Raw genomic sequence first — 19,275 nt, 5'->3', positions numbered from 1 at the left:
ACTATAACTAGTCCGGCGGTCGGTCCGGAACTTAGAGGCGGTCCTGAGGGGCCGGCCCGGAGCCCGGAAAGCGGGGTGAACCGCCGTGTACACCGCAGCAGCCAATGTCGCCGAACGGCAGCTCGCGCCGCCGTCGCTGGCCATCTCCACGGTGATCTTCGCCCTGCGCCCCAGCGAACAATCCGGCCGGCCCACCCTGTGGATCCCGCTGGTGCGGCGGATCCGTGAACCCTTCAAGGGGATGTGGGCGCTGCCGGGCGGCCCGCTGACCCACGCCGAGTCCCTGCCGGACGCCGCCTCGCGGAACCTGCGCGAGACCACCGGGCTGGCGCCCAGCTACCTCGAACAGCTGTACGCCTTCGGCGGGCTGCACCGCTCGCCCACCCAGCGGGTCGTCTCCATTGTGTACTGGGCGCTGGTGCAGCCCACCGAGGCAGCGCTCGCGGACGAATCCGAAAACGTGCGGTGGTTTCGTGCGGACCGGCTGGGCGCACTGGCCTTCGACCACAACGCAATCATCGAGTACGCGCTCTGGCGGCTGCGCAACAAGATGGCCTACGGGTCCATCGCGTACCACCTGCTCGGCGAGTACTTCACCCTGGCCCAGGTCCGGGAGGTCTACGAGGCCGTCCTGGACCGCGAACTGGACCCGGCCAACTTCCGCCGGCAGGTCAAAGCCACGCCGGAGATCGAAGAAACCGACCAGTATCTGCAGGGCGGCAAACACCGCCCGCCCCGCCTCTACCGCTATACCGGCCGCCCAGGCCTTGACCCAGACAACAGGAGCACACCATGAGCAGCGTCAACACAGCCATCCAGCTGATCACGCGTGAACAGGCCGCCAGCAGCGCCGAGGGCATTGCAGCAGCCGCGTCCACCTGCAGCCCGGCGCTCGCCCGCGGGCCCTGGGACTATGACCTCGCGGAGGCCCTCGCCGGCGTGCCGGCCTACGGCCCCGGCGCCTCCGTAGCGGACATCGCCCCGGCATCGACCCCCCGGCAGGGCCAGCTTCCGGAGGAGTACAAGCGGGCCGGCGACGCCGAACTTGACGCGCGGATCCGGGCCGCCAAGGCGACGCTCGGGGACCGCGCCGTGGTCCTGGGACACTTCTACCAGCGTGACGAGGTGGTGGCCTACGCCGACTTCGTGGGCGACTCCTTCCAGCTGGCCAACGCCGCGCTGACCCGGCCCGACGCCGAGGCCATCATCTTCTGCGGAGTGCACTTCATGGCAGAGACCGCGGACATCCTGTCCCGGCCGGACCAGGCCGTGATCCTGCCCAACCTGGCCGCCGGCTGCTCGATGGCGGACATGGCGGACATCGACTCCGTGACCGAATGCTGGGAGCAGCTCGAGGAGCTGTTCGGGACCGAACCCGACGCCGACGGCCGGGTCCCGGTCATCCCGGTCACCTACATGAACTCCTCGGCGGCCCTGAAGGGCTTCTGCGGCGAGCACGGCGGGATCGTCTGCACCTCCTCCAACGCCGCCACGGTGCTGGAGTGGGCCTTCGAGCGCGGCCAGCGCGTGCTGTTCTTCCCGGACCAGCATCTGGGCCGCAACACCGCCAAGGCGATGGGGGTCCCGCTGGAACAGATGCCGATGTGGAACCCGCGCAAGGACCTCGGCGGCAACGACGAACAGACCCTCGCGGACTCCCGGGTGATCCTGTGGCACGGTTTCTGCTCGGTCCACAAACGCTTCAACGTCGGCCAGATCGAGAAGGCCCGCGCTGAGTTCCCCGGGGTCCAAGTGATCGTGCACCCGGAGTGCCCCATGGAAGTGGTGGATGCCGCCGATTCCGCCGGTTCCACGGACTTCATCCGCAAGGCAATCGCCGCCGCGACCGAGCCGACCACCTTCGCGGTCGGCACCGAGATCAACCTCGTCAACCGCCTCGCCGCGGAAAATCCGCAGCACACCATCTTCTGCCTGGACCCGGTGATCTGCCCCTGCTCCACGATGTACCGCATCCACCCCGGGTACCTCGCCTGGGTCCTGGAGGCGCTGGTCCGGGGCGAGGTGGTCAACCGCATCACGGTGGAGGACGCCGTCGCCGCCCCGGCACGGGTGGCCCTCGAGCGGATGCTGGCGGCGCGGCCGTGACCAGACGGCTGGTGGTGGTCGGCAGCGGCATTGCCGGGCTGTACGCCGCGCTGCTGGCATCTGACGCCGTGCTTGACGCTGCGCCCGACGGCGGGCCGGCGTGCGAGGTGGTGCTGCTGAGCAAGGGAACCCTTGAGCAAAGCAACACCTTCTATGCCCAGGGCGGCGTTTCGGCAGTGCTCACGCCGGGGGAGGCCGCGCCCGGTGATTCCGTGGCCGCCCACATCGCCGACACCTTCACCGCCGGCGCCGGGCTCAACGACCCCGACGCCGTGCGGGTCCTCTGCATCGAGGCAGCCCGGGACATCGCGGGGCTGCAACGGTTCGGCGTGAACTTCGACGCCGGACCCGGCGGAGGCCCGGCGCTGGGCCTTGAGGCGGCCCACTCGGCCGCGCGCATCCTGCACGCCGGCGGAGACGCGACCGGTGCCCGGATCGCCCGCGCCCTCGTCGCAGCAGTCCTGGACCGCGCGATCCGGGGACAGCTGCGGGTCGAGACCGGAGCCTTCGTAACCGAACTCCTCACCGGGCACCCCGGAGCCGGGCCGGCGGGCGACACTGCCAGCGTCACCGGCGTCGCCTACCTGTCCCACGGGAAACCCCGGCGTCTGGACGCCGACGCGGTGCTGCTGGCCACCGGCGGCGCCGGACGGCTCTTCGCCCGGACCAGCAACCCCTCCGTTGCCACGGCTGACGGCCTGGCCCTGGCCTGGCGGGCGGGGGCGGCCGTCCGTGACCTGGAGTTCTTCCAGTTCCACCCCACCACCCTGGCGGCGGACGAGATTCCCGGCGGTCCGCCGGCTCTGCTGATCTCCGAGGCGGTCCGCGGGGAAGGCGCCGTCCTGCTCGACGCAGCCGGCTACCGTTTTATGCCCGACTACCACCCGGATGCCGAACTGGCGCCGCGCGACGTCGTCTCCCGCAGCATTGCGCTGCACCTCGCCGCCACCGGCACCCCGGCGGACAGCCCCGTGTACCTCGACGCCCGGGGAATCGAGGCCACCCGCGGTCCAGGTTTCCTGGCACGGCGTTTCCCCACCATCACCGCCGCCACGCGCGCCGCCGGCTACGACTGGACCACCCAAACGCTTCCGGTGTCCCCGGCGGCCCACTACTGGATGGGAGGAGTGGCCACCGACCTCTGGGGCCGCACCTCCGTGCCGGGACTCTTCGCGGCCGGTGAGGTCGCGTGCACGGGAGCGCAGGGCGCCAACCGGCTGGCCAGCAATTCCCTCCTGGAGGGACTGGTCTTCGGCCGCCGCGCGGTGGAGGCCTTCCTCAGCGGAACGGACCCGGAGCCCGTTCCGGCCATACCGGTCAAACGCACCAGGGAAGACCTCCCGGCCGCGGGGACGGGTCAGGGAACTATGCCGTTCAGCCGGGACGCCCTGCAGCGCCTTATGACCAGCTCGGCCGGGGTGATGCGCAGCGGAGCCGACCTCGACGCCGCTGCCGCCCGGCTCGCGGAATGGACCGCAGCCTTCGCCGCAGCCGACCGGCTTCCGGATCAGGGGGCCGTTCCCGGCCAGTCCGACCACGAGGACCGGAACCTCCTGCTGGCAGCCCAACTGCTCGTGGCCGCGGCGCGGAAGCGGACCGGCTCGGTGGGGGCCCACTACCGTGCGGACGCTGACACCCCCGCCACCCTTCCCGCAGTGCTGGCAGCCCCGGCCCGCGCCACCCCGCCGGCCGGCACACACAGCCATCGGCATGTCGCCGCATCCCGTCCGAAGCAAAGGATTTCGTCATGACAGCACCCGCAGCAGCCCGCCCCAGCGCCCTCCCCGGAACGGCGCTCGACGGAACCCTGCCCGCAGCCGCCGTCGACGCCGTCCTGCGGGCCGCCCTGCTCGAGGATGCCCCGTACGGTGACATCACTTCCCAGACGCTCATCCCGGCGGACGCGCGCGCGACGGCGGTCCTCGCCGCCCGCGTCCCCGGCGTGCTCAGCGGAGGGGCGGTGTTCGTGGCCGCGATGAAGCTCACCGACCCGGACGCCGCCGTCGAACTGCTGGTTGCCGACGGAGGCGCGTTCGCCGCCGGTACCGTGCTCGCGAGGGTCCGCGGGAATGCCCGCGCCGTGCTGCTCGCCGAACGCGTGGCACTGAACCTGGTCCAGCGGATGAGCGCCATCGCCACCAAGACGGCGGAGTTCGTCGCCCTGGTGGACGGCACCGGGGCACGCATCACAGACACCCGCAAGACGACGCCGGGCCTGCGGGTGCTGGAACGGTACGCCGTCCGCTGCGGCGGCGGAGCCAACCACCGCTTTGGCCTCTCGGACGCCGTGCTGGCCAAGGACAACCACCTGGCCGTGCTGACTGGGGGCGACGCCTCGAAGCTCACCGATGTGCTGCGGGAGGCCAAAACCCGCCTCGGGCACACCACCCACTTCGAAGTGGAGGTGGACCGGATGGACCAGATCGGACCCGTGCTGGCCGCCGGGGTGGACACCATTATGCTGGACAACTTCACCCCGGCGGAGCTTGCCGCCGGGGTGGCCCTGGTGGCAGGCCGGGCCCGCGTGGAGGCCAGCGGCAACGTCAACCTGGCCACCGTGGCCGGCATCGCCGCCACCGGGGTGGACGTCATCTCGATCGGCGGGCTCACGCACAGCATTGCCGCCCTGGACCTGGGCCTCGACATCGAACTGGGCCTGACCAGCAAGATGACCAGCGGCATGATCGGCGACATCACCGGCAACAAAAACAGCGACCAGACGGCGGGCCAGGCGACGCCGTGATCTTCCTCGACGCCGCTGCCACCACACCAGTGCGCCGTGAGGTGCTCGAAGCGATGTGGCCGTATCTCAGCGGCGACTTCGGCAATCCGTCCAGCCACCATTCGCTTGGTGACTCGGCTGCCACGGCGCTCGCCGGGGCACGGGCGGCGACGGCCAGGGCGCTCGGCTGCAGGCCGGGCGAGGTGGTCTTCACCTCCGGGGGCACGGAGGCGGACAACCTGGCCGTCAAGGGCATTGCGCTGGCCCGGCGCGGAGCGGACCCCCGGCTGGACCGGGTGGTGATCAGCGCCGTCGAGCATCCCGCCGTGGAGGAGTCCGCCCGCTACCTGCAGCGGGTGCACGGCTTCGCCGTCGACGTGGTGCCGGTCGATTCCTGCGGCCGCGTCACCGGGGCCGCGCTCGCCGCCGCGCTCCGGCCGGAGACCGCCCTGGTCAGCATCATGTACGCCAACAACGAGGTGGGCACCGTGCAGCCGATTGCAGAGCTGGCCGCGCTGGCCCGCGCCCGCGGAATACCCTTCCACACCGACGCGGTCCAGGCCGCCGGCTGGTTGACCGTCGACACGGCGGCCCTGGGCGTGGACGCGCTGAGCATTTCCGGCCACAAACTGGGCGCGCCGAAAGGAAGCGGGGCATTGTTCGTGCGGGGCCGGACCCGGCTTGAGCCGGTCATCCACGGCGGCGGGCAGGAACGCGGGCGCCGGTCGGGGACCGAGAACGTGGCCGGAGCCGTGGCCCTCGCAACGGCGCTGACGCTGGCACTGACCGACCAGCGGGACCGCGCGGCCCGCGTGGCCGACCTGCGTGATGAGTTCATCTGCTCGGTGCGGGCCCAGGTTCCCGGCGCCGTCCTCACCGGGCATCCGAGCGAACGGCTCCCGTCCGTCGCGTCATTCTGCTTCCCGGGGACCAGCGGCGAATCCGTGCTGCTGGAACTCGAACGGCTGGGGGTCATCTGTTCCAGCGGGTCGGCCTGCGCGGCCGGTTCGGACGAGCCGTCCCCGGTGCTGCGGGCGATGGGCATCGACGCCGGAATTGCGCAGACCGCGGTCCGCTTCAGCTTCGACTCAACAATCACGGCGGCCGAGCTGCAGGAGGCAGCGGCCGCCGTCGGCACCGCCGTCGAAAGCGTGCAGGCACTCGGCTCCGGCACCTGACTAGACGTGCCGGGCCCGCCGGAAGATCCAGTGCCGCAGCAGGGTGAAACGTACGGCAGTGGCCACGAAGCCGGACAGTGTCGTGGTCCACAACTCATCGGCGACGGTGGCCTCGGGGTTGATCCAGTGCAGGACGCCAAGGCTGCCGCCGGTGAGCAGCAGCGCCACCAGGATCACGATAAGGCCGTTGAGGTGGTCGCGTTTCATCCGGTGGCGCTCGGTGATTTTGAAGGTCAACCGGCGGTTCAGCGCAGTATTCAGGAGTGAGGTGAGGATCAGGGCTGTCGCGTTGGCCGGCTGCGCGCCAAGATATGGCCGGAGGAAGGCATAGAGCGCCAGTGACGTCACCGTGCAGACGACCCCGACGCCGGTGAACCTCAGCAGTTGCCGGGCGAGCGGGTAGCGCAGGACGCCCCGGTGCCGGTGCCGGAAGTGGCCGGGATCGGCAGCAGTGACCGGAACGGGAACAGAAACCGAAATGCCGCCGGCGGCAACGTCAGGGGCAGGCGGGTGCTGCTCAAGCTGGGCGTCCACCGGCTCAGTACAGTTCGCCGACAGGGATCTCGACGGCCAGGCGGTTGGAGGGTCCGGCGAGGGGGCAGGCCCACGCCTCGTTGTAGGCGCAGGACGGGTTATAGGCAAAGTTGAAGTCAATGACGAACTCCGCCTCCGGGCCGGACCCGCGCACACCGTGGAAGGCGCCCTTGATCGTGTCCAGCAGGTAACGGCCCGCGCCGTAGCTGCCGCCGGGCTGCCCGGCCGTGGCATCACGGAACGGCACGAAGAGGCCGCCGCCGTAACCATGGAGCTTCCACACGGCGAGCTGGCCCAGCTCCGGCAGATCGAATGTGCCGAGCCGGACGAACCGGACCACACCGTCCGTCCCGGTTTCCACGGTCATCTCCCTGCCCGCGCCCTCACCCGTGATGGGAATGTGGAAACGGTAGATCGGATCGTAGTCCGCCGTCTTGAGGCCGCCGAAACTGGACTTCGCCTCCGCCGTCAGCGGCGAAGCAGGGTGCGTGCCGAACATCCGGTCCCGCTCCTGGCGCCAGTAGGAATGCGCCTCGGCTGGTTCCTCCGCCGCGATTTTGCGCACATCGGCGTAGAGCGCGAAGGTCCGGAGCCGCCAGTCCGCGATGTCGACGGCGGAGATGTCCGCCACGCTGTCCTGGGCCCCAATGTCCGTGGAGTCAATATCCTGATCCGCCATGTCCCCAGCGTAGCCCGCTTTCCCTCGGCGAAACGCTGCCCCGCGGCCGCCGGGCGGCTTGAAGTCCCGCTACGCTGGCACCATGAATGGGACGGGCACTTTCCGGCGGACGGCCGCCCGCGGCCTCCGGATCGCCACTGCGGTGGTGCTCACAGCGGCCGCTCTGTCGGGCTGCAGCAGCGACAACAAGGGCACCCCCGCGTGGACGGCGGACACCGGCCCGGGCCCAAGCGGAAGTGCCGCGACCGCGGAACCAACGGCAGGCGGCACCCCGACAGCCGCCACACCGGGGTCCACCGCCTCCGGAACGTCGGAACCCGGCTCGACGGCGGCCGTCTGGAAGGTCTTCACCGATCCGGCCAGGACCATCAGTTTTGAGCTGCCGCAGGAGTGGATCGCCCAGTCGGTGGCCCCGGAGCAGGGAACCCTGACGGGCGCCCTTAAGGTCGAGGTCAAAGACGCCCAGGGCGGGTACCTCGCCACCCTGCAGACCGGACTCCCCTCGCGGCCCGCCGCGGCCTGCGCGGACGACGCGGCGAAACCGTATGTCGTGCTCAGCAGCGTTCCGGTGGAGCTGCCGCATCGCGGCGGGGACGGCACCATCGAGCCGCACGTGGTGTTCCGGGCGATCCAGGGCTACAAGTACTTTGGCTCCTACGGCATCACCAACATCGTCGGCGGCACAGCCGGAACCTCCTGCGCGCTGCAAAACCTGGTCCGTGGCCCGGAAGGCAGGGGGGACTACTCCTTCGCTGACCTGACGGAGCTGAAGGCGTTCGCCCCGGACGAGAAGGTTGCACCGGCCAAGGTGTTCGACACCCTCGACCAGGCGGCCAAATACGTCAGCGAAGGCTCCGACTTCGCCAACGTCCAGCGGATGCTAATGTCTCTGAAGATCAAAAACTAGTCCCGCTCCGCCCGCACACCTCCGGGACGGGGGACGGTCTCTTTACCCGCTGTTACCCTCACACCCCGGAGAAACATGGAACGCTCTGTAGCCACCCGCCTGGCCTTCAAAACCGTGGCCGACACCAAAGTCGCGCTGGCGGTGGCCGTGGCCCGCAACCCCGGCTACAGCGCCTTCGTGGAGTCGTTGTCCGTGACCGCCGGCGGCACCGATGTGCCGCTGACCGAGCTTTCGGACCACCACGGCGGCCGCTTCCACTACATGGAATTCGCTGAACCCTCGGACGTGCTGGTGGAGTATACGGCCACCGCCACCGGATTCGCGGTGCCGGAGGAACCACGGCTGATGGACCTCATCCGCTACGTCCGGCCGAGCCGATACGCCGAGTCCGACCTGCTCCTGCCGACCGCCTACGCGGAATTCGGCGGCCTGCACGGTACTGAGCTGCTGCACGCCGTGCGCGACTGGGTCTTCAACGAGCTGCGCTACATCAGCGGATCCTCGCGGGGGACCGACGGCGCGGTCGAGACCCTGCTGCAGCGCCGCGGTGTCTGCCGCGACTTCGCCCACCTGGCCATCTCACTGCTGCGCGCGAAGGATGTGCCGGCCCGGCTGGCCGCCGTTTATGCCCCGGGACTGAGCCCGATGGACTTCCACGCCGTGGCCGAGGCCCACGTCAACGGCGCCTGGCACATCATCGATCCCACCGGCCTGGCGCCGCGGGAGAGTATGCTGCGGATCACTGCCGGACGGGACTCGTCGGATACCGCTTTCCTCTCGACAGTTGGCGGCAGCCTGTCGCTGACGCAGCTCCAGGTCACCGCCGTCGTTGACGGCGCCCTGCCGGACGAGGACCCGGCGCAGCTCGTCGCGCTCCAGTAGCCGCCACCGGTTGACACGCCGCGGGTCAGCGCGCTGCCACCGAGGCCCGCAGCTTCTCAGTCAGACGCACCAGCTCCCGCTGCTCGGCCGGGGTCAGCGCCGGACCCACCAGGGTCGCGATGTCGCGGAGGTGCTCCCGGCCGATCTGTTTTTGCAGCTCCCGGCCGGACTCGGTGAGCCTGACCAGGACGCCGCGGCCGTCGTCGGGCGCCGGCCTGCGCTCGACGAGACCGCGCTTTTCGAGCCGCTCCACCAGCCGGCTGAGGCTGGACTGGCTCAGCAGCACGTGGTCGTTGAGCTCGTTCTGGCGCAGCCATCCGGACGGACAGCGCGAGAGCGTGAACAATACGTCGTACTCATTGATGGGCAGGGTCTTGAAGGCGAGACTGGACTGCAGCCTGCGCATGACCGCCACCTGGGCGCGGAACAGGGATTCCCAGGTTTCCGCGGCCAGGCGCACCGGCGACTCGCTGGTCTTGGCGGACATCACACGCTCTTGCTGCCGGCGGTGCCGGCCTTCTCACCGGAGGTCTGCCCGGCCGCGGCCAGGGATGCGGCGACGCGTCCGGCATGGGTGGGCGGTTCGGGGACATGGGCCGGGGTTTTCTCGGCGTATTCCTTGCGCAGCACCGGCAGGACCTCTTCGCCGAACAGGTCCAACTGTTCCAGCACGGTCTTCAGCGGCAGGCCGGCATGGTCGATCAGGAACAGCTGCCGCTGGTAATCGCCGAAGTATTCACGGAAGCTCAGCGTCTTCTCGATCACTTCCTGCGGGCTGCCGACGGTCAGCGGGGTCTGCGAGGTGAAGTCCTCGAGCGATGGGCCGTGGCCATAGACCGGGGCGTTGTCGAAGTAGGGGCGGAACTCCTTGACGGCGTCCTGCGAGTTCTTCCGCATGAAGAACTGTCCGCCGAGGCCCACGATTGCCTGGTCGGCCTTGCCGTGGCCGTAGTGCTCGTAGCGTTCGCGGTAAAGGCCGATCAGCTGCTGGTAGTGCTCCTTGGGCCAGAAGATATTGTTCGCGAAGAAGCCGTCGCCGTAGTAGGCAGCGACTTCGGCGATCTGCGGCGTGCGGATCGAACCGTGCCACACGAAGGGGGCGACGCCGTCGAGCGGGCGCGGTGTGGAGGTGAAGTTCTGCAGCGGAGTGCGGTGCTTGCCCGACCAGTTGACGGTGTCCTCGTCCCAGAGGCGGCGCAGCAGGCTGTAGTTCTCGATTGCGAGTTCGATTCCGTCCTGGATGTTCTTGCCGAACCAGGGGTAGACGGGGGCGGTGTTGCCGCGGCCCAGGACCAGGTCCACCCGGCCGTCGGCCAGGTGCTGGAGCATGGCGAAGTCCTCCGCGATCTTCACCGGGTCATTGGTGGTGATCAGGGTCGTTGCCGTGGACAGGATGATGCGCTCTGTCTGCGCGGCAATGTAGCCCAGCGTGGTGGTGGGGGAGGAGGAGAAGAAGGGACGGTTGTGGTGCTCGCCGATGGCGTAGACGTCCATCCCGATTTCCTCGACCTTTTTGGCGATCGCCACGGACGCCTTGATCCGTTCGTGCTCCGTGGGCGTTCGGCCCGTGGTGGGGTCGGTGGTGATGTCGCTGACGCTGAATACGCCGATCTGCATGATGTGCCTTTCCGTGGCCGGAGTGTTCCGGGAGCTGTTTACAGTATAGCCGAGTTAGATGCGTTTGCATCTATTGCCGGATATAACGTGCCCCACGTCCGAATATTCCCGCGCCCGTGCACCTTTCTCTGCAACGGCCGGAGCGTTATGTTCGTAGCCAGGAGGATACCCACATGACGAAAAGGCTTGGAAGCGCCGCGGCCGCAGCCCTGCTTGCGATCAGCCTGGCAGTGTCGGGCTGCACGGCGTCCNCTCCGGGTATGAGGCCTCCGCGCGCTACGTCGAGGAGCAGCTGCGCGCCGCGGGGTACACCCCGGTCCGGCAGACCTTCAGCTTCCGCGGCGAGGGAAAGAGCCGCAAGCAGGTGGAGAGCTTCAACATCCTGGCCGATACCGCAGGCGATGCCGGGAACACCGTGGTGGTGGGCGGCCACCTGGACTCCGTGCGGGAAGGGCCGGGGATCAACGACAACGGCAGCGGGATCGCGGCGATGCTGGAGATCGCCCGGTGGATGAAGGACAGCGGGTTCACCCCGGCGAACCGGGTCCGGTTTGCGTTCTGGGGCGCGGAGGAGGACGGCCTGTACGGTTCCCAGCATTACGTCGATGAGCTGGGCCAGGCCGGGAAGGCCCAGACCGCGGTGAACCTGAACGTGGACATGCTCGCCTCCCCGAACGGGGTGCGGTCCATACATGACGGCGACGGCTCGGATTTCGGTCACGCCGGCCCGTCGGGTTCGAGGCAGATCGAGGACGTCTTTTTCCGGTTCTTCCAGGAGAACTCGCTGCCGGCGGAAACCACGCCCTTTGACGGCGGCTCCGACTACGACGCGTTCCTGCAGGCCGGCATTCCCGGCGGCGGGCTGTTCAGCGGCGACGTGGAAAAGAAGTCCCGGGCCCAGGTGCAGTCCTTCGGCGGCACGGCCGGCAAGGTCCTCGATTCCTGCTACCACAAGGCCTGCGACACGATCAGCAACACCGACACGGACCTGCTCAAGGAAATGTCCGCCGCGCTGGCCTACGCCGCCGCGTCCTACGCCACCGCCGCCCGCGGCTGAATGTCCCAACAGCGGGGGTGTCGCGCCCCTCGTCATCCGTTCCAGGCACCCGGGCGGCCGGCTGCAGAGATGGAAACCCGGGTACTTGCCCGACTACTTGATTGACCGAAACTTTGGTGTGAGTACAGCCAAGTAGACCCGGCCGGAAGTGCTTCAGCATTTTAGAGTACGGCCTACGGATCCCGAAGTTACCGGATTTCCCTAGCTTGGAGTTATCACCGGTCACACCTTCGACTGCGACTTTGCGCCGCGGCAGTTCTCTCACCGTGACCGTTTTCCGGATGTCTAAAGCCGCACTACGGCTGGGGAAAGAACGAAGGAAAAATACAGATGGATATTTTCGAAAGCCTGGAATCAGAAGTTCGTACGTACTGCCGGACCTGGGACACCGTTTTTGACCGCGCCTCCGGCAGCACCCTCTACAGCGAGGACGGCAGGGACTATCTTGATTTCTTCTCTGGCGCAGGGGCACTGAACTACGGACACAACAACCCGGACCTGCTTCGGCCGCTGGTGGAATACCTTCTCTCCGGAGCAATCGTCCATTCCCTTGATATGAAAACGGTTGCCAAACGGCGCTTCCTGGAAACATTCCACGAGCTGATCCTGAAGCCCCGCAACTATGACTACAAAGTGATGTTTCCTGGCCCGACCGGAACAAACGCGGTGGAAGCCGCCCTGAAGCTGGCTCGAAAAGTCACCGGCAGGACACATGTCATCAGCTTTACGAATGCCTTCCACGGAATGACCCTTGGCTCATTGTCCGTAACGGGCAATTCAATGAAGCGCGAGGGGGCAGGGGTCCCGCTGACGAACACGTCCAGCATGCCTTACGACGGATTCCTGGACGGCCCGTCGACAGACTTTCCGTGGCTCCGACAGGCGCTGGAAGACAGCGGTTCGGGCGTCGACAAACCAGCCGCCGTCATCGTGGAAACCGTCCAGGGCGAGGGAGGACTCCGGGCCGCCCGGGCCTCCTGGCTGCGGAGCCTGGCCGAACTGTGCCACCAGCACGGCATCCTGCTCATCGTTGACGATGTCCAGGCAGGATGCGGCCGAACGGGGACCTTCTTCAGTTTTGAAGATGCCGGCATCACCCCCGATATCGTCTGCCTGTCCAAGTCCATATCGGGATTCGGGCTGCCCCTGTCCCTGACGATCTTCAAACCGGAGCTGGACATCTGGAAGCCCGGCGAGCACAACGGGACATTCCGGGGACACAACCCGGCGTTTGTGACGGGAACCGCCGCCCTCGAGCATTACTGGCAGGACCGGAAATTTGAGTCCAAAGTCGCCGGGCTGGCCGCGCAATTGCACGCGGGACTCACTCAGATTGCGGCGGGTACCGACGGTGCCCTTGTCCGGGGACGTGGTCTTCTGGCGGGCGTCTACTACCCCGACCATCAGCTGGCAGGGAAGATCGCCGTCGAATCATTCGCTCGCGGCCTCCTGGTGGAAACCTCCGGGCCGGACGGTGAAGTCCTCAAAACGATGCCGGCGCTGACGATAGAACCCGCGGAGCTGCTGAAAGGTCTCGACATTCTTGCTGACGCGGCCGAGTCTGTGGCCGGCGGGAAGGTCACGGTGAAATCCATTGCCTAGTGATTGGTGCAGAGGGAATTTAGCCAGCCAGAAGCGACCGATCAGATCATTAGGAACGGTAAATGAACAGCCAAAAGGCAGCAGCGGATAACCAGCATGTTTTCAGCGCGGCAGGCGCCCCCGCATCGCGGCATCCCGTTGCCGGGTCCGGGACGACTCCGAACTACCCGGTGGGTCAACGGACCTCGCCGGCCGGACGATTGGGCCCCGGCTCGTGCTAGATGAACGGGACGCGCCGACTCCCCGGGGAAGCATCATCGTGCAGAAGTTCGGCGGCTCGTCCCTGGCAGATCCGGCGGGCATCCTACGTGCGGCCGAGCGGATCGCGATGACGCGGGAGAACGGCTACCAGGTCGTAGCGGTTGTCTCCGCTATGGGCGACACCACCGATGAACTGTGCGACCTGGCTGCAGCAGTTTCGCTCCGGCCGCGTGCCAGCGACCTGGATGCCCTACTGAGCACGGGCGAACTCATCTCATCGGCCGTGCTGGCCATCGCGCTGTCGGATCTTGGCCTCGCGCCCGTCACGTTCACGGGCAGCATGGCGGGCCTTATCACCGACGGTGTGCATGGCAAAGCCCAGATCACCGACGTCAGACCCGACCGCATCCGCACCTCCCTGGCCCGGGGCGAGGTCCCGATAGTTGCGGGGTTTCAAGGGCGGACGAACAAAGGAAAGCGGGTCACCACCCTGGGACGGGGCGGCTCGGACCTTACCGCGGTTGCCCTGGCCGCGGCGCTGGGCGCCGGCATCTGCGAGATCTACACGGACGTCGACGGGGTCTACACAGCGGACCCCCGGATCGTCCCGAGGGCCCGGAAGATCGGTGTCCTCTCGAGCGAGGTCATGCTGGAGTTCGCGGCGTCCGGATGCAAGGTGCTGCACCTGAGGTGTGTTGAATACGCCCGCCGCTTCGGCATTCCGATCCATGTGCGCTCCTCGTTCGTGCCGGACGTTGGAACGCTGATCCTGCCCGGCCTTGACCGCCACCCATTCCGCAAGCCCGTAAGGGAGCAACCCGTCGTGACCGGCGTGGGCGGAGTCAACTCGGCGGTGAAAGTCGTGGTTGTCGGAGTTCCCGACGCACCGGACAGCATGGCGCGCCTGTTCCAGGTGCTTTCGGGCTCGGGCGTCACCGTCCAGACAATCGTCCAAAGTGCGGCAGGTTCAGGTTCCAGGCGCTCCGACGTTGCCCTGATTGTCCCGGCACCGGAGGCGTCCCCCGCCCTCGCCGTGCTGGGTGCTGCCCAGGAGACCATAGGATTCGAGGGCCTGCTGCACCTCGGAGAGGTCGGCAGGGTGTCAGTTACCGGCGTCGGCATGCGTTCCTCGCCGGACGTCGTCTGCACGTTCCTGTGGACCCTGTCAGAAGCCGGCATTGACGTCGATCTGGTCGAAATCTCGGAGACCTATGTCGCCGCGATCACCCGCGCCGAACTGCTGCCGGATGCCGAGCGCGCCGTCCGACTGGCGTTTGGCATGACCCCAGTGGCCGGCGATGCTGCACCGTCAGTGCCGCCCTCGGACCCCGGCGGGACGCTGCACGGCGACACCCGCTGGGGCCATGGCCTCAAGGGATTGGCACCGAGCACCGCCTCGCGGAGCGGCTGACAGCAGCCAAAACATCACGTGCGAGGCCCGGCCGTCCGGACCGGTCTCTCGTCGAAACAGCAGCTCCTCCGGGACACGTCACATCAGGCGAAGAAGGCATTCCATGAGTAAGAAGATACGGGTACACAGCGGCGATACCACGCCCGCTGAGCTGCGCGGCAAGATCCTGACCGACGGCGGTGCGGTGGAGGGCACCTTCCTCACGTCGGCCGCTCCGGACCAGGCCGCACGCTGGCATCAGGGCGAACGCCTGGACCAGCTGTTCGAGGAACGCTGTGACCGGTTGCGTGACGAAGGGCGGAGCGGCCAGATCGCTGTGGACACGGGTGATGTCGTCCTGACCTACCTGGAGCTGGATAAGCGGGCGAATCAGCTCGCCCGACACCTCCTGGATTGCGGTGCCCGCCCCGGAGACCGCATCGCGCTGCTGTTCGATCAGCCGTGGCGGGCTTACGTCGCCATGCTTGCCGTGCTCAAGATCCACGCTGCCTATGTGCCGCTGGACCCGGGGTTCCCCCCTGACCGCCTCAAATACATTGTGGAGGACGCCGATGTGGCCATGGTTCTGTCCCTGTCACATCTGAAGGACCTGCTGCCTGAAGTCGCTGCCCAGACGGTGTGCGTGGACCATGTGCAGGCCCACATCGACGCGGAGGACCCCGCCCGGCTGAATGCTGCCGAGATGGGCGGGAAGAAAGATGAACTGGCCTACATCATCTACACCTCAGGTTCTACCGGACGGCCGAAGGGCGTGGCCGTGGAGCACGCCAGTATCTGCAATTTTGTCCGGGTAGCGGCCGCACACTACGGCATCGAGGCCACCGACCGGGTCTACCAGGGAATGACGATCGCCTTCGATTTTTCCGTGGAGGAGATCTGGGTCTCGTGGATGGCAGGGGCAACGCTGGTGCCCAGACCGGTCGGACCCAGCCTGCTGGGGGGCGAGCTTGCTGAATTCCTGCTGGACAAAAGCATCACCGCGCTTTGCTGTGTCCCTACGCTTCTGGCGACGATCGACGAGGACGTGCCCGGACTGCGTTTCCTGCTCGTCTCGGGGGAGGCCTGCCCCAAGGATCTGGTCACGCGCTGGCACCGACCCGGCCGTCGGTTCCTGAACGTCTACGGGCCCACCGAGGCGACCGTGACGGCCACCTGGACGCTCCTTGACCCCGACCGGCCGGTGTCGCTGGGAGTACCCCTGCCCACCTACTCTGCTGTCATCCTCGACCCCAACGAATCCCGCGCATTGCCGGCCGGGGAATCCGGGGAGATCGGGCTCGCGGGCGTGGGCTTGGCACGGGGCTACGTCAACCGCCCGGATCTGACGGAGCAGGCGTTCATCCCGGATTTCCTCGGGATCGGGAACAATCCCTCCGGCCGGATTTACCGCACCGGGGACCTGGGCCGGATCAACGTCTCGGGGGAGATCGAATACTTTGGGCGGATCGACACCCAGGTCAAGATTCGCGGCTACCGCATCGAGCTGACCGAAATCGAATCATTCCTGCTCCAGCTTCCGGGGATCGCGCAGGCGGTGGTCCAGACCTTTGCGCCGGAACGCGGAACCGTGGAGCTGGCCGCCTACTTCACGCTCCGGCAGGACATCGCGACCATCGATGCGCGGGAAATCCGGCAGATGCTCCGCACCAGGCTTCCCGGATACATGGTGCCGGCCTATTTCGAAGAGCTTGAGTCCATGCCCATGATGGCCAGCGGCAAGGTGGACCGGAAGCGATTGCCCCAGCCGACAAACCGGCTCAGCCTGGCCGGCAACGGATCCTACACCGCCCCGGCCACGGAGTCCGAGAAAGAACTCGCGGATCAGCTGGGGGCCGTGCTGGGTCTTGATAACGTATCCACGGATGCGCACTTCTTCAATGACCTGGGCGCCGACTCCCTGCTGATGGCCCACTTCTGTGCCCGCGTCCGAAAGGAAACCGGGCTGCCGCCAGCCGCCATGCAGGACGTCTACAAGCATCCAACAGTGCGGCAGCTGGCCGAGTGTCTTCAAGCCAGGCGCAGTGAAGCTGAACTGACGCCCGCCCTACCCGCGGGTGACAATGAACCCCCGGCATCGATGCCACGGGTCAGCTCCTTCCAGTACGCCCTCTGCGGGGCGATCCAACTGCTGGTTTTCCTGGGCTACACCATGTACGTGGCCTGGCTGCTGGTCTTCGGCTTCGAGTGGGCATCCGGGGGAACCGGCCCTTTCGAAATATGGCTACGATCCATCGGTTTCGGCGCCGCCACCTTCGTCATCCTTTCCCTGACGCCCATCCTCGCGAAATGGATCCTGGTGGGAAGGTGGAAGCCGGGCCTGATTCAGATCTGGAGCATGGCCTACCTCCGGTTCTGGGCGGTCAAGATCCTGACGCGGGCAAACCCGCTCGTGCTCTTTGCCGGATCACCGATCTATGTGCTGTACCTGCGGCTCCTGGGGGCAAAGATCGGCAAAGGGGTGGTGATCTTCTCCCGGACGTTGCCGGTGTGCACGGACCTGCTCACCATTGGCGACAACACCGTGATCCACAAGAACTCCTTCTTCCTCTGCTACCGGGCACTTCCGGGAGTCCTCGAGAAGGGGCCGGTGACTCTGGGCAGCAACGTCCTTGTCTCGGAGAAGACCACCTTCGACATCGGCACGTCGATGGGAAACAATACCCAGCTGGGACATGCCTCGGCACTGCTGACACCCCAGGCAGTACCTGACGGACAAAGCTGGCATGGTTCTCCCGCCGAACGCACCAGTACCAACTACCGGCGGGTTCCCGCCGTGAATTGCAGCACCCGCCGACGGGTGATCTTCAGCCTGCTGCAGTTGTTCAACCGCCTTGTCCTGGTTGTTCCAGTGTTCATTCTCGGACTGGCCTCGTTACTGCCCTCCTACCTCGACACCGGGCACCTGCAGCTGGGCGCCTTCGCGTTCTTTGTCGATGTGGCTGCCGTGACACTGATCATGTTCCTTTCCAGCCTCATCGGCGGGCTCATCTTTGTCCTCGGTGTCCCTCGGCTGCTGAACCTCTTCCTCAAGCCGGACAAGGTCTATCCGCTGTACGGAGTGCACTATTCCCTGCAACGGATGATGGCGGGCATCTCCAACGCCGGCATTTACAAGAACCTCTTCGGCGACAGCTCCTACATCGTGCACTACCTGCAGGCCCTCGGCTACGACCTGGGCAAAGTGGTGCAGACCGGATCGAACTTCGGTCCGGCGGTGGCGCACGAGTCGCCGTTCCTGAGCAACGTGGGATCGGGAACGATGGCGTCAGACGGCCTCAACATGATGAACGCCGACTTTTCGAGTACGTCGTTCCGCCTGTCACGCATCAGCATCGCCGGCCGCAACTTCCTCGGCAACGACATCACCTTTCCGATCGGAGCCAGGGTCGGGGAGAACTGCCTGCTGGGCACAAAGGTGATGATTCCCATCGACGGGCCCATCCGTTCCGACGTGGGCCTGCTCGGAGCGCCCCCGTTCGAAATTCCCCGCTCCGTGCAGCGTGACGCGCAGTTTGATGATCTCAAGCTCGAGGAGGCGAAAAACCGGCTGCTCCCGGCCAAGAACCGGTACAACATCAAGAGCATGGCACTGTTCCTGACCCTTCGGTGGTTCCTGATCTATGCCGCTACCCTCAGCGGCGGCATCGCCGTGACGGCGCACGGCTACATCGGAGTGCTGGCGATTTCCCTCACAATGCTCGGCTTCATGCTGTTCAGCATCTTCTTCTCAATTCTCGTGGAGCGGTCGGTCATGGCCTTCCGCCCGCTGAAACCCGAATATTGTTCCATCTACGACCGCTACTTCTGGCGGCACGAACTGCTCTGGAAGCTCCTGACCGGAGCGCCCTTCGGCGGAACTCCCTTCAAGTCCTTCTTCATGCGGATACTGGGCGTCAAAGTTGGCAGGCGGCTCTACGATGCCGGCTGCGGCATACCGGAAAAGACGTTGGTGACGATCGGCGACGACTGCGCGCTGAACGAAGGAACCGTCCTGCAGGGCCATTCCCTCGAAGACGGAACCTTCAAGACCGGCTACATTGTCCTGGGCGACCGCTGCACCGTCGGTGTCGAGGCCTTCGTGCACTACGGGGTGACCATGCGCGACGGCACGACCCTTGAGGCCGACGCGTTCCTGATGAAGGGCGAAGACGTGCCGGAAAATACAGCCTACGTGGGGAACCCGGCGCGTGAAGTCAGCTCCCGGCAGAGCGAACTGCGCCCCGCACCCCTGGGCGGCGGGCCCCGCCATCGGGCATCATCGTTGCCGGCGGCCCACCGGTCGCAGGCGACGACGAGGGTGGGCCGCGGCGAGCACACGCCACACCGTCACAAGGCAGTCCGGCGCTGACCGGCACCTATCGGCGCTGGCCGGCTCCCAG

The 19,275-nt window shown here is 67.0% G+C and carries 15 protein-coding genes; 11 read left to right on the top strand and 4 right to left on the bottom strand.

Features of this window, described 5'->3' with window-relative positions; genetic code table 11:
• Positions 1 to 85: 85 nt before the first annotated feature.
• Genes AC50X9_RS13620 through AC50X9_RS13600 form a run of 5 tightly spaced genes read left to right on the top strand, consistent with a single transcriptional unit; the run spans position 86 to position 6,006 of the window.
• Positions 86 to 796 (top strand): NUDIX hydrolase, encoded by a 711-nt coding sequence (locus AC50X9_RS13620; RefSeq protein WP_494894292.1) that lies wholly within the window; start codon positions 86 to 88, stop codon positions 794 to 796.
• Positions 793 to 2,106, top strand: a complete 1,314-nt coding sequence (nadA, locus tag AC50X9_RS13615; protein ID WP_494894291.1) for a quinolinate synthase NadA — start codon at positions 793 to 795, stop codon at positions 2,104 to 2,106. The genes AC50X9_RS13620 and nadA overlap by 4 nt, the downstream gene beginning before the upstream one ends.
• Positions 2,103 to 3,857, top strand: a complete 1,755-nt coding sequence (gene nadB, locus AC50X9_RS13610) for an L-aspartate oxidase (RefSeq protein ID WP_494894290.1) — start codon at positions 2,103 to 2,105, stop codon at positions 3,855 to 3,857. The genes nadA and nadB overlap by 4 nt, the downstream gene beginning before the upstream one ends.
• Complete coding sequence (nadC, locus tag AC50X9_RS13605) at positions 3,854 to 4,849, top strand: carboxylating nicotinate-nucleotide diphosphorylase (protein ID WP_494894289.1); 996 nt, start codon at positions 3,854 to 3,856, stop codon at positions 4,847 to 4,849. Before nadB ends, nadC begins: the two co-directional genes overlap by 4 nt.
• On the top strand, positions 4,846 to 6,006 hold the full coding sequence (locus tag AC50X9_RS13600) for a cysteine desulfurase family protein (protein WP_494894288.1): 1,161 nt from the start codon (positions 4,846 to 4,848) through the stop codon (positions 6,004 to 6,006). Before nadC ends, AC50X9_RS13600 begins: the two co-directional genes overlap by 4 nt.
• Here AC50X9_RS13600 and AC50X9_RS13595 read toward each other — a convergent pair whose 3' ends face one another.
• Together AC50X9_RS13595 and AC50X9_RS13590 are read right to left on the bottom strand one after the other, a co-directional pair.
• Positions 6,007 to 6,486, bottom strand: coding sequence for a GtrA family protein (locus AC50X9_RS13595; protein ID WP_494894366.1), 480 nt, complete (start codon positions 6,484 to 6,486; stop codon positions 6,007 to 6,009).
• A 58-nt stretch (positions 6,487 to 6,544) separates the two neighbouring features.
• Positions 6,545 to 7,219 (bottom strand): DUF1684 domain-containing protein, encoded by a 675-nt coding sequence (locus tag AC50X9_RS13590; RefSeq protein ID WP_494894287.1) that lies wholly within the window; start codon positions 7,217 to 7,219, stop codon positions 6,545 to 6,547.
• A gap of 82 nt (positions 7,220 to 7,301) precedes the next feature.
• Here AC50X9_RS13590 and AC50X9_RS13585 point away from each other — a divergent pair, with 82 nt between their 5' ends.
• Both AC50X9_RS13585 and AC50X9_RS13580 read left to right on the top strand, forming a co-directional pair.
• Entirely contained in the window at positions 7,302 to 8,126 is an 825-nt protein-coding gene (locus AC50X9_RS13585; protein ID WP_494894286.1) for a hypothetical protein, read from the top strand.
• A gap of 75 nt (positions 8,127 to 8,201) precedes the next feature.
• Positions 8,202 to 9,008: a transglutaminase-like domain-containing protein gene (locus tag AC50X9_RS13580; RefSeq protein WP_494894285.1), complete on the top strand. Its 807-nt coding sequence runs from the start codon at positions 8,202 to 8,204 to the stop codon at positions 9,006 to 9,008.
• A gap of 25 nt (positions 9,009 to 9,033) precedes the next feature.
• Here the strand turns inward: AC50X9_RS13580 and AC50X9_RS13575 are convergent, their stop codons facing one another.
• Positions 9,034 to 9,495, bottom strand: coding sequence for a MarR family winged helix-turn-helix transcriptional regulator (locus tag AC50X9_RS13575; protein WP_494894284.1), 462 nt, complete (start codon positions 9,493 to 9,495; stop codon positions 9,034 to 9,036).
• Positions 9,495 to 10,625, bottom strand: a complete 1,131-nt coding sequence (locus AC50X9_RS13570) for an LLM class flavin-dependent oxidoreductase (RefSeq protein ID WP_494894283.1) — start codon at positions 10,623 to 10,625, stop codon at positions 9,495 to 9,497. The genes AC50X9_RS13575 and AC50X9_RS13570 overlap by 1 nt, the downstream gene beginning before the upstream one ends.
• A 364-nt stretch (positions 10,626 to 10,989) precedes the next feature.
• On the opposite strand from AC50X9_RS13570, the gene AC50X9_RS13565 reads away from it, so the two are divergent.
• The 4 genes from AC50X9_RS13565 (at position 10,990) to AC50X9_RS13550 (ending at position 19,244) form a co-directional block, all read left to right on the top strand.
• Positions 10,990 to 11,682 carry a M20/M25/M40 family metallo-hydrolase gene (locus AC50X9_RS13565; RefSeq protein WP_494894282.1) on the top strand — a complete coding sequence of 231 codons (693 nt, stop codon included), beginning with the start codon at positions 10,990 to 10,992 and terminating at the stop codon, positions 11,680 to 11,682.
• Positions 11,683 to 12,012: 330 nt separating this feature from the next.
• Positions 12,013 to 13,284, top strand: a complete 1,272-nt coding sequence (gene ectB, locus AC50X9_RS13560; RefSeq protein WP_494894281.1) for a diaminobutyrate--2-oxoglutarate transaminase — start codon at positions 12,013 to 12,015, stop codon at positions 13,282 to 13,284.
• 214 nt (positions 13,285 to 13,498) lie between these two features.
• Entirely contained in the window at positions 13,499 to 14,896 is a 1,398-nt protein-coding gene (locus AC50X9_RS13555) for an aspartate kinase (RefSeq protein WP_494894280.1), read from the top strand.
• Positions 14,897 to 14,999: 103 nt separating this feature from the next.
• Positions 15,000 to 19,244 carry a Pls/PosA family non-ribosomal peptide synthetase gene (locus AC50X9_RS13550; protein WP_494894279.1) on the top strand — a complete coding sequence of 1,415 codons (4,245 nt, stop codon included), beginning with the start codon at positions 15,000 to 15,002 and terminating at the stop codon, positions 19,242 to 19,244.
• The last annotated feature ends 31 nt before the right edge of the window (positions 19,245 to 19,275 follow it).

It is taken from the genome of Pseudarthrobacter sp. HLT1-3 (genome assembly GCF_059383535.1).
This window is presented reverse-complemented; position numbering and strand designations above follow the sequence as displayed.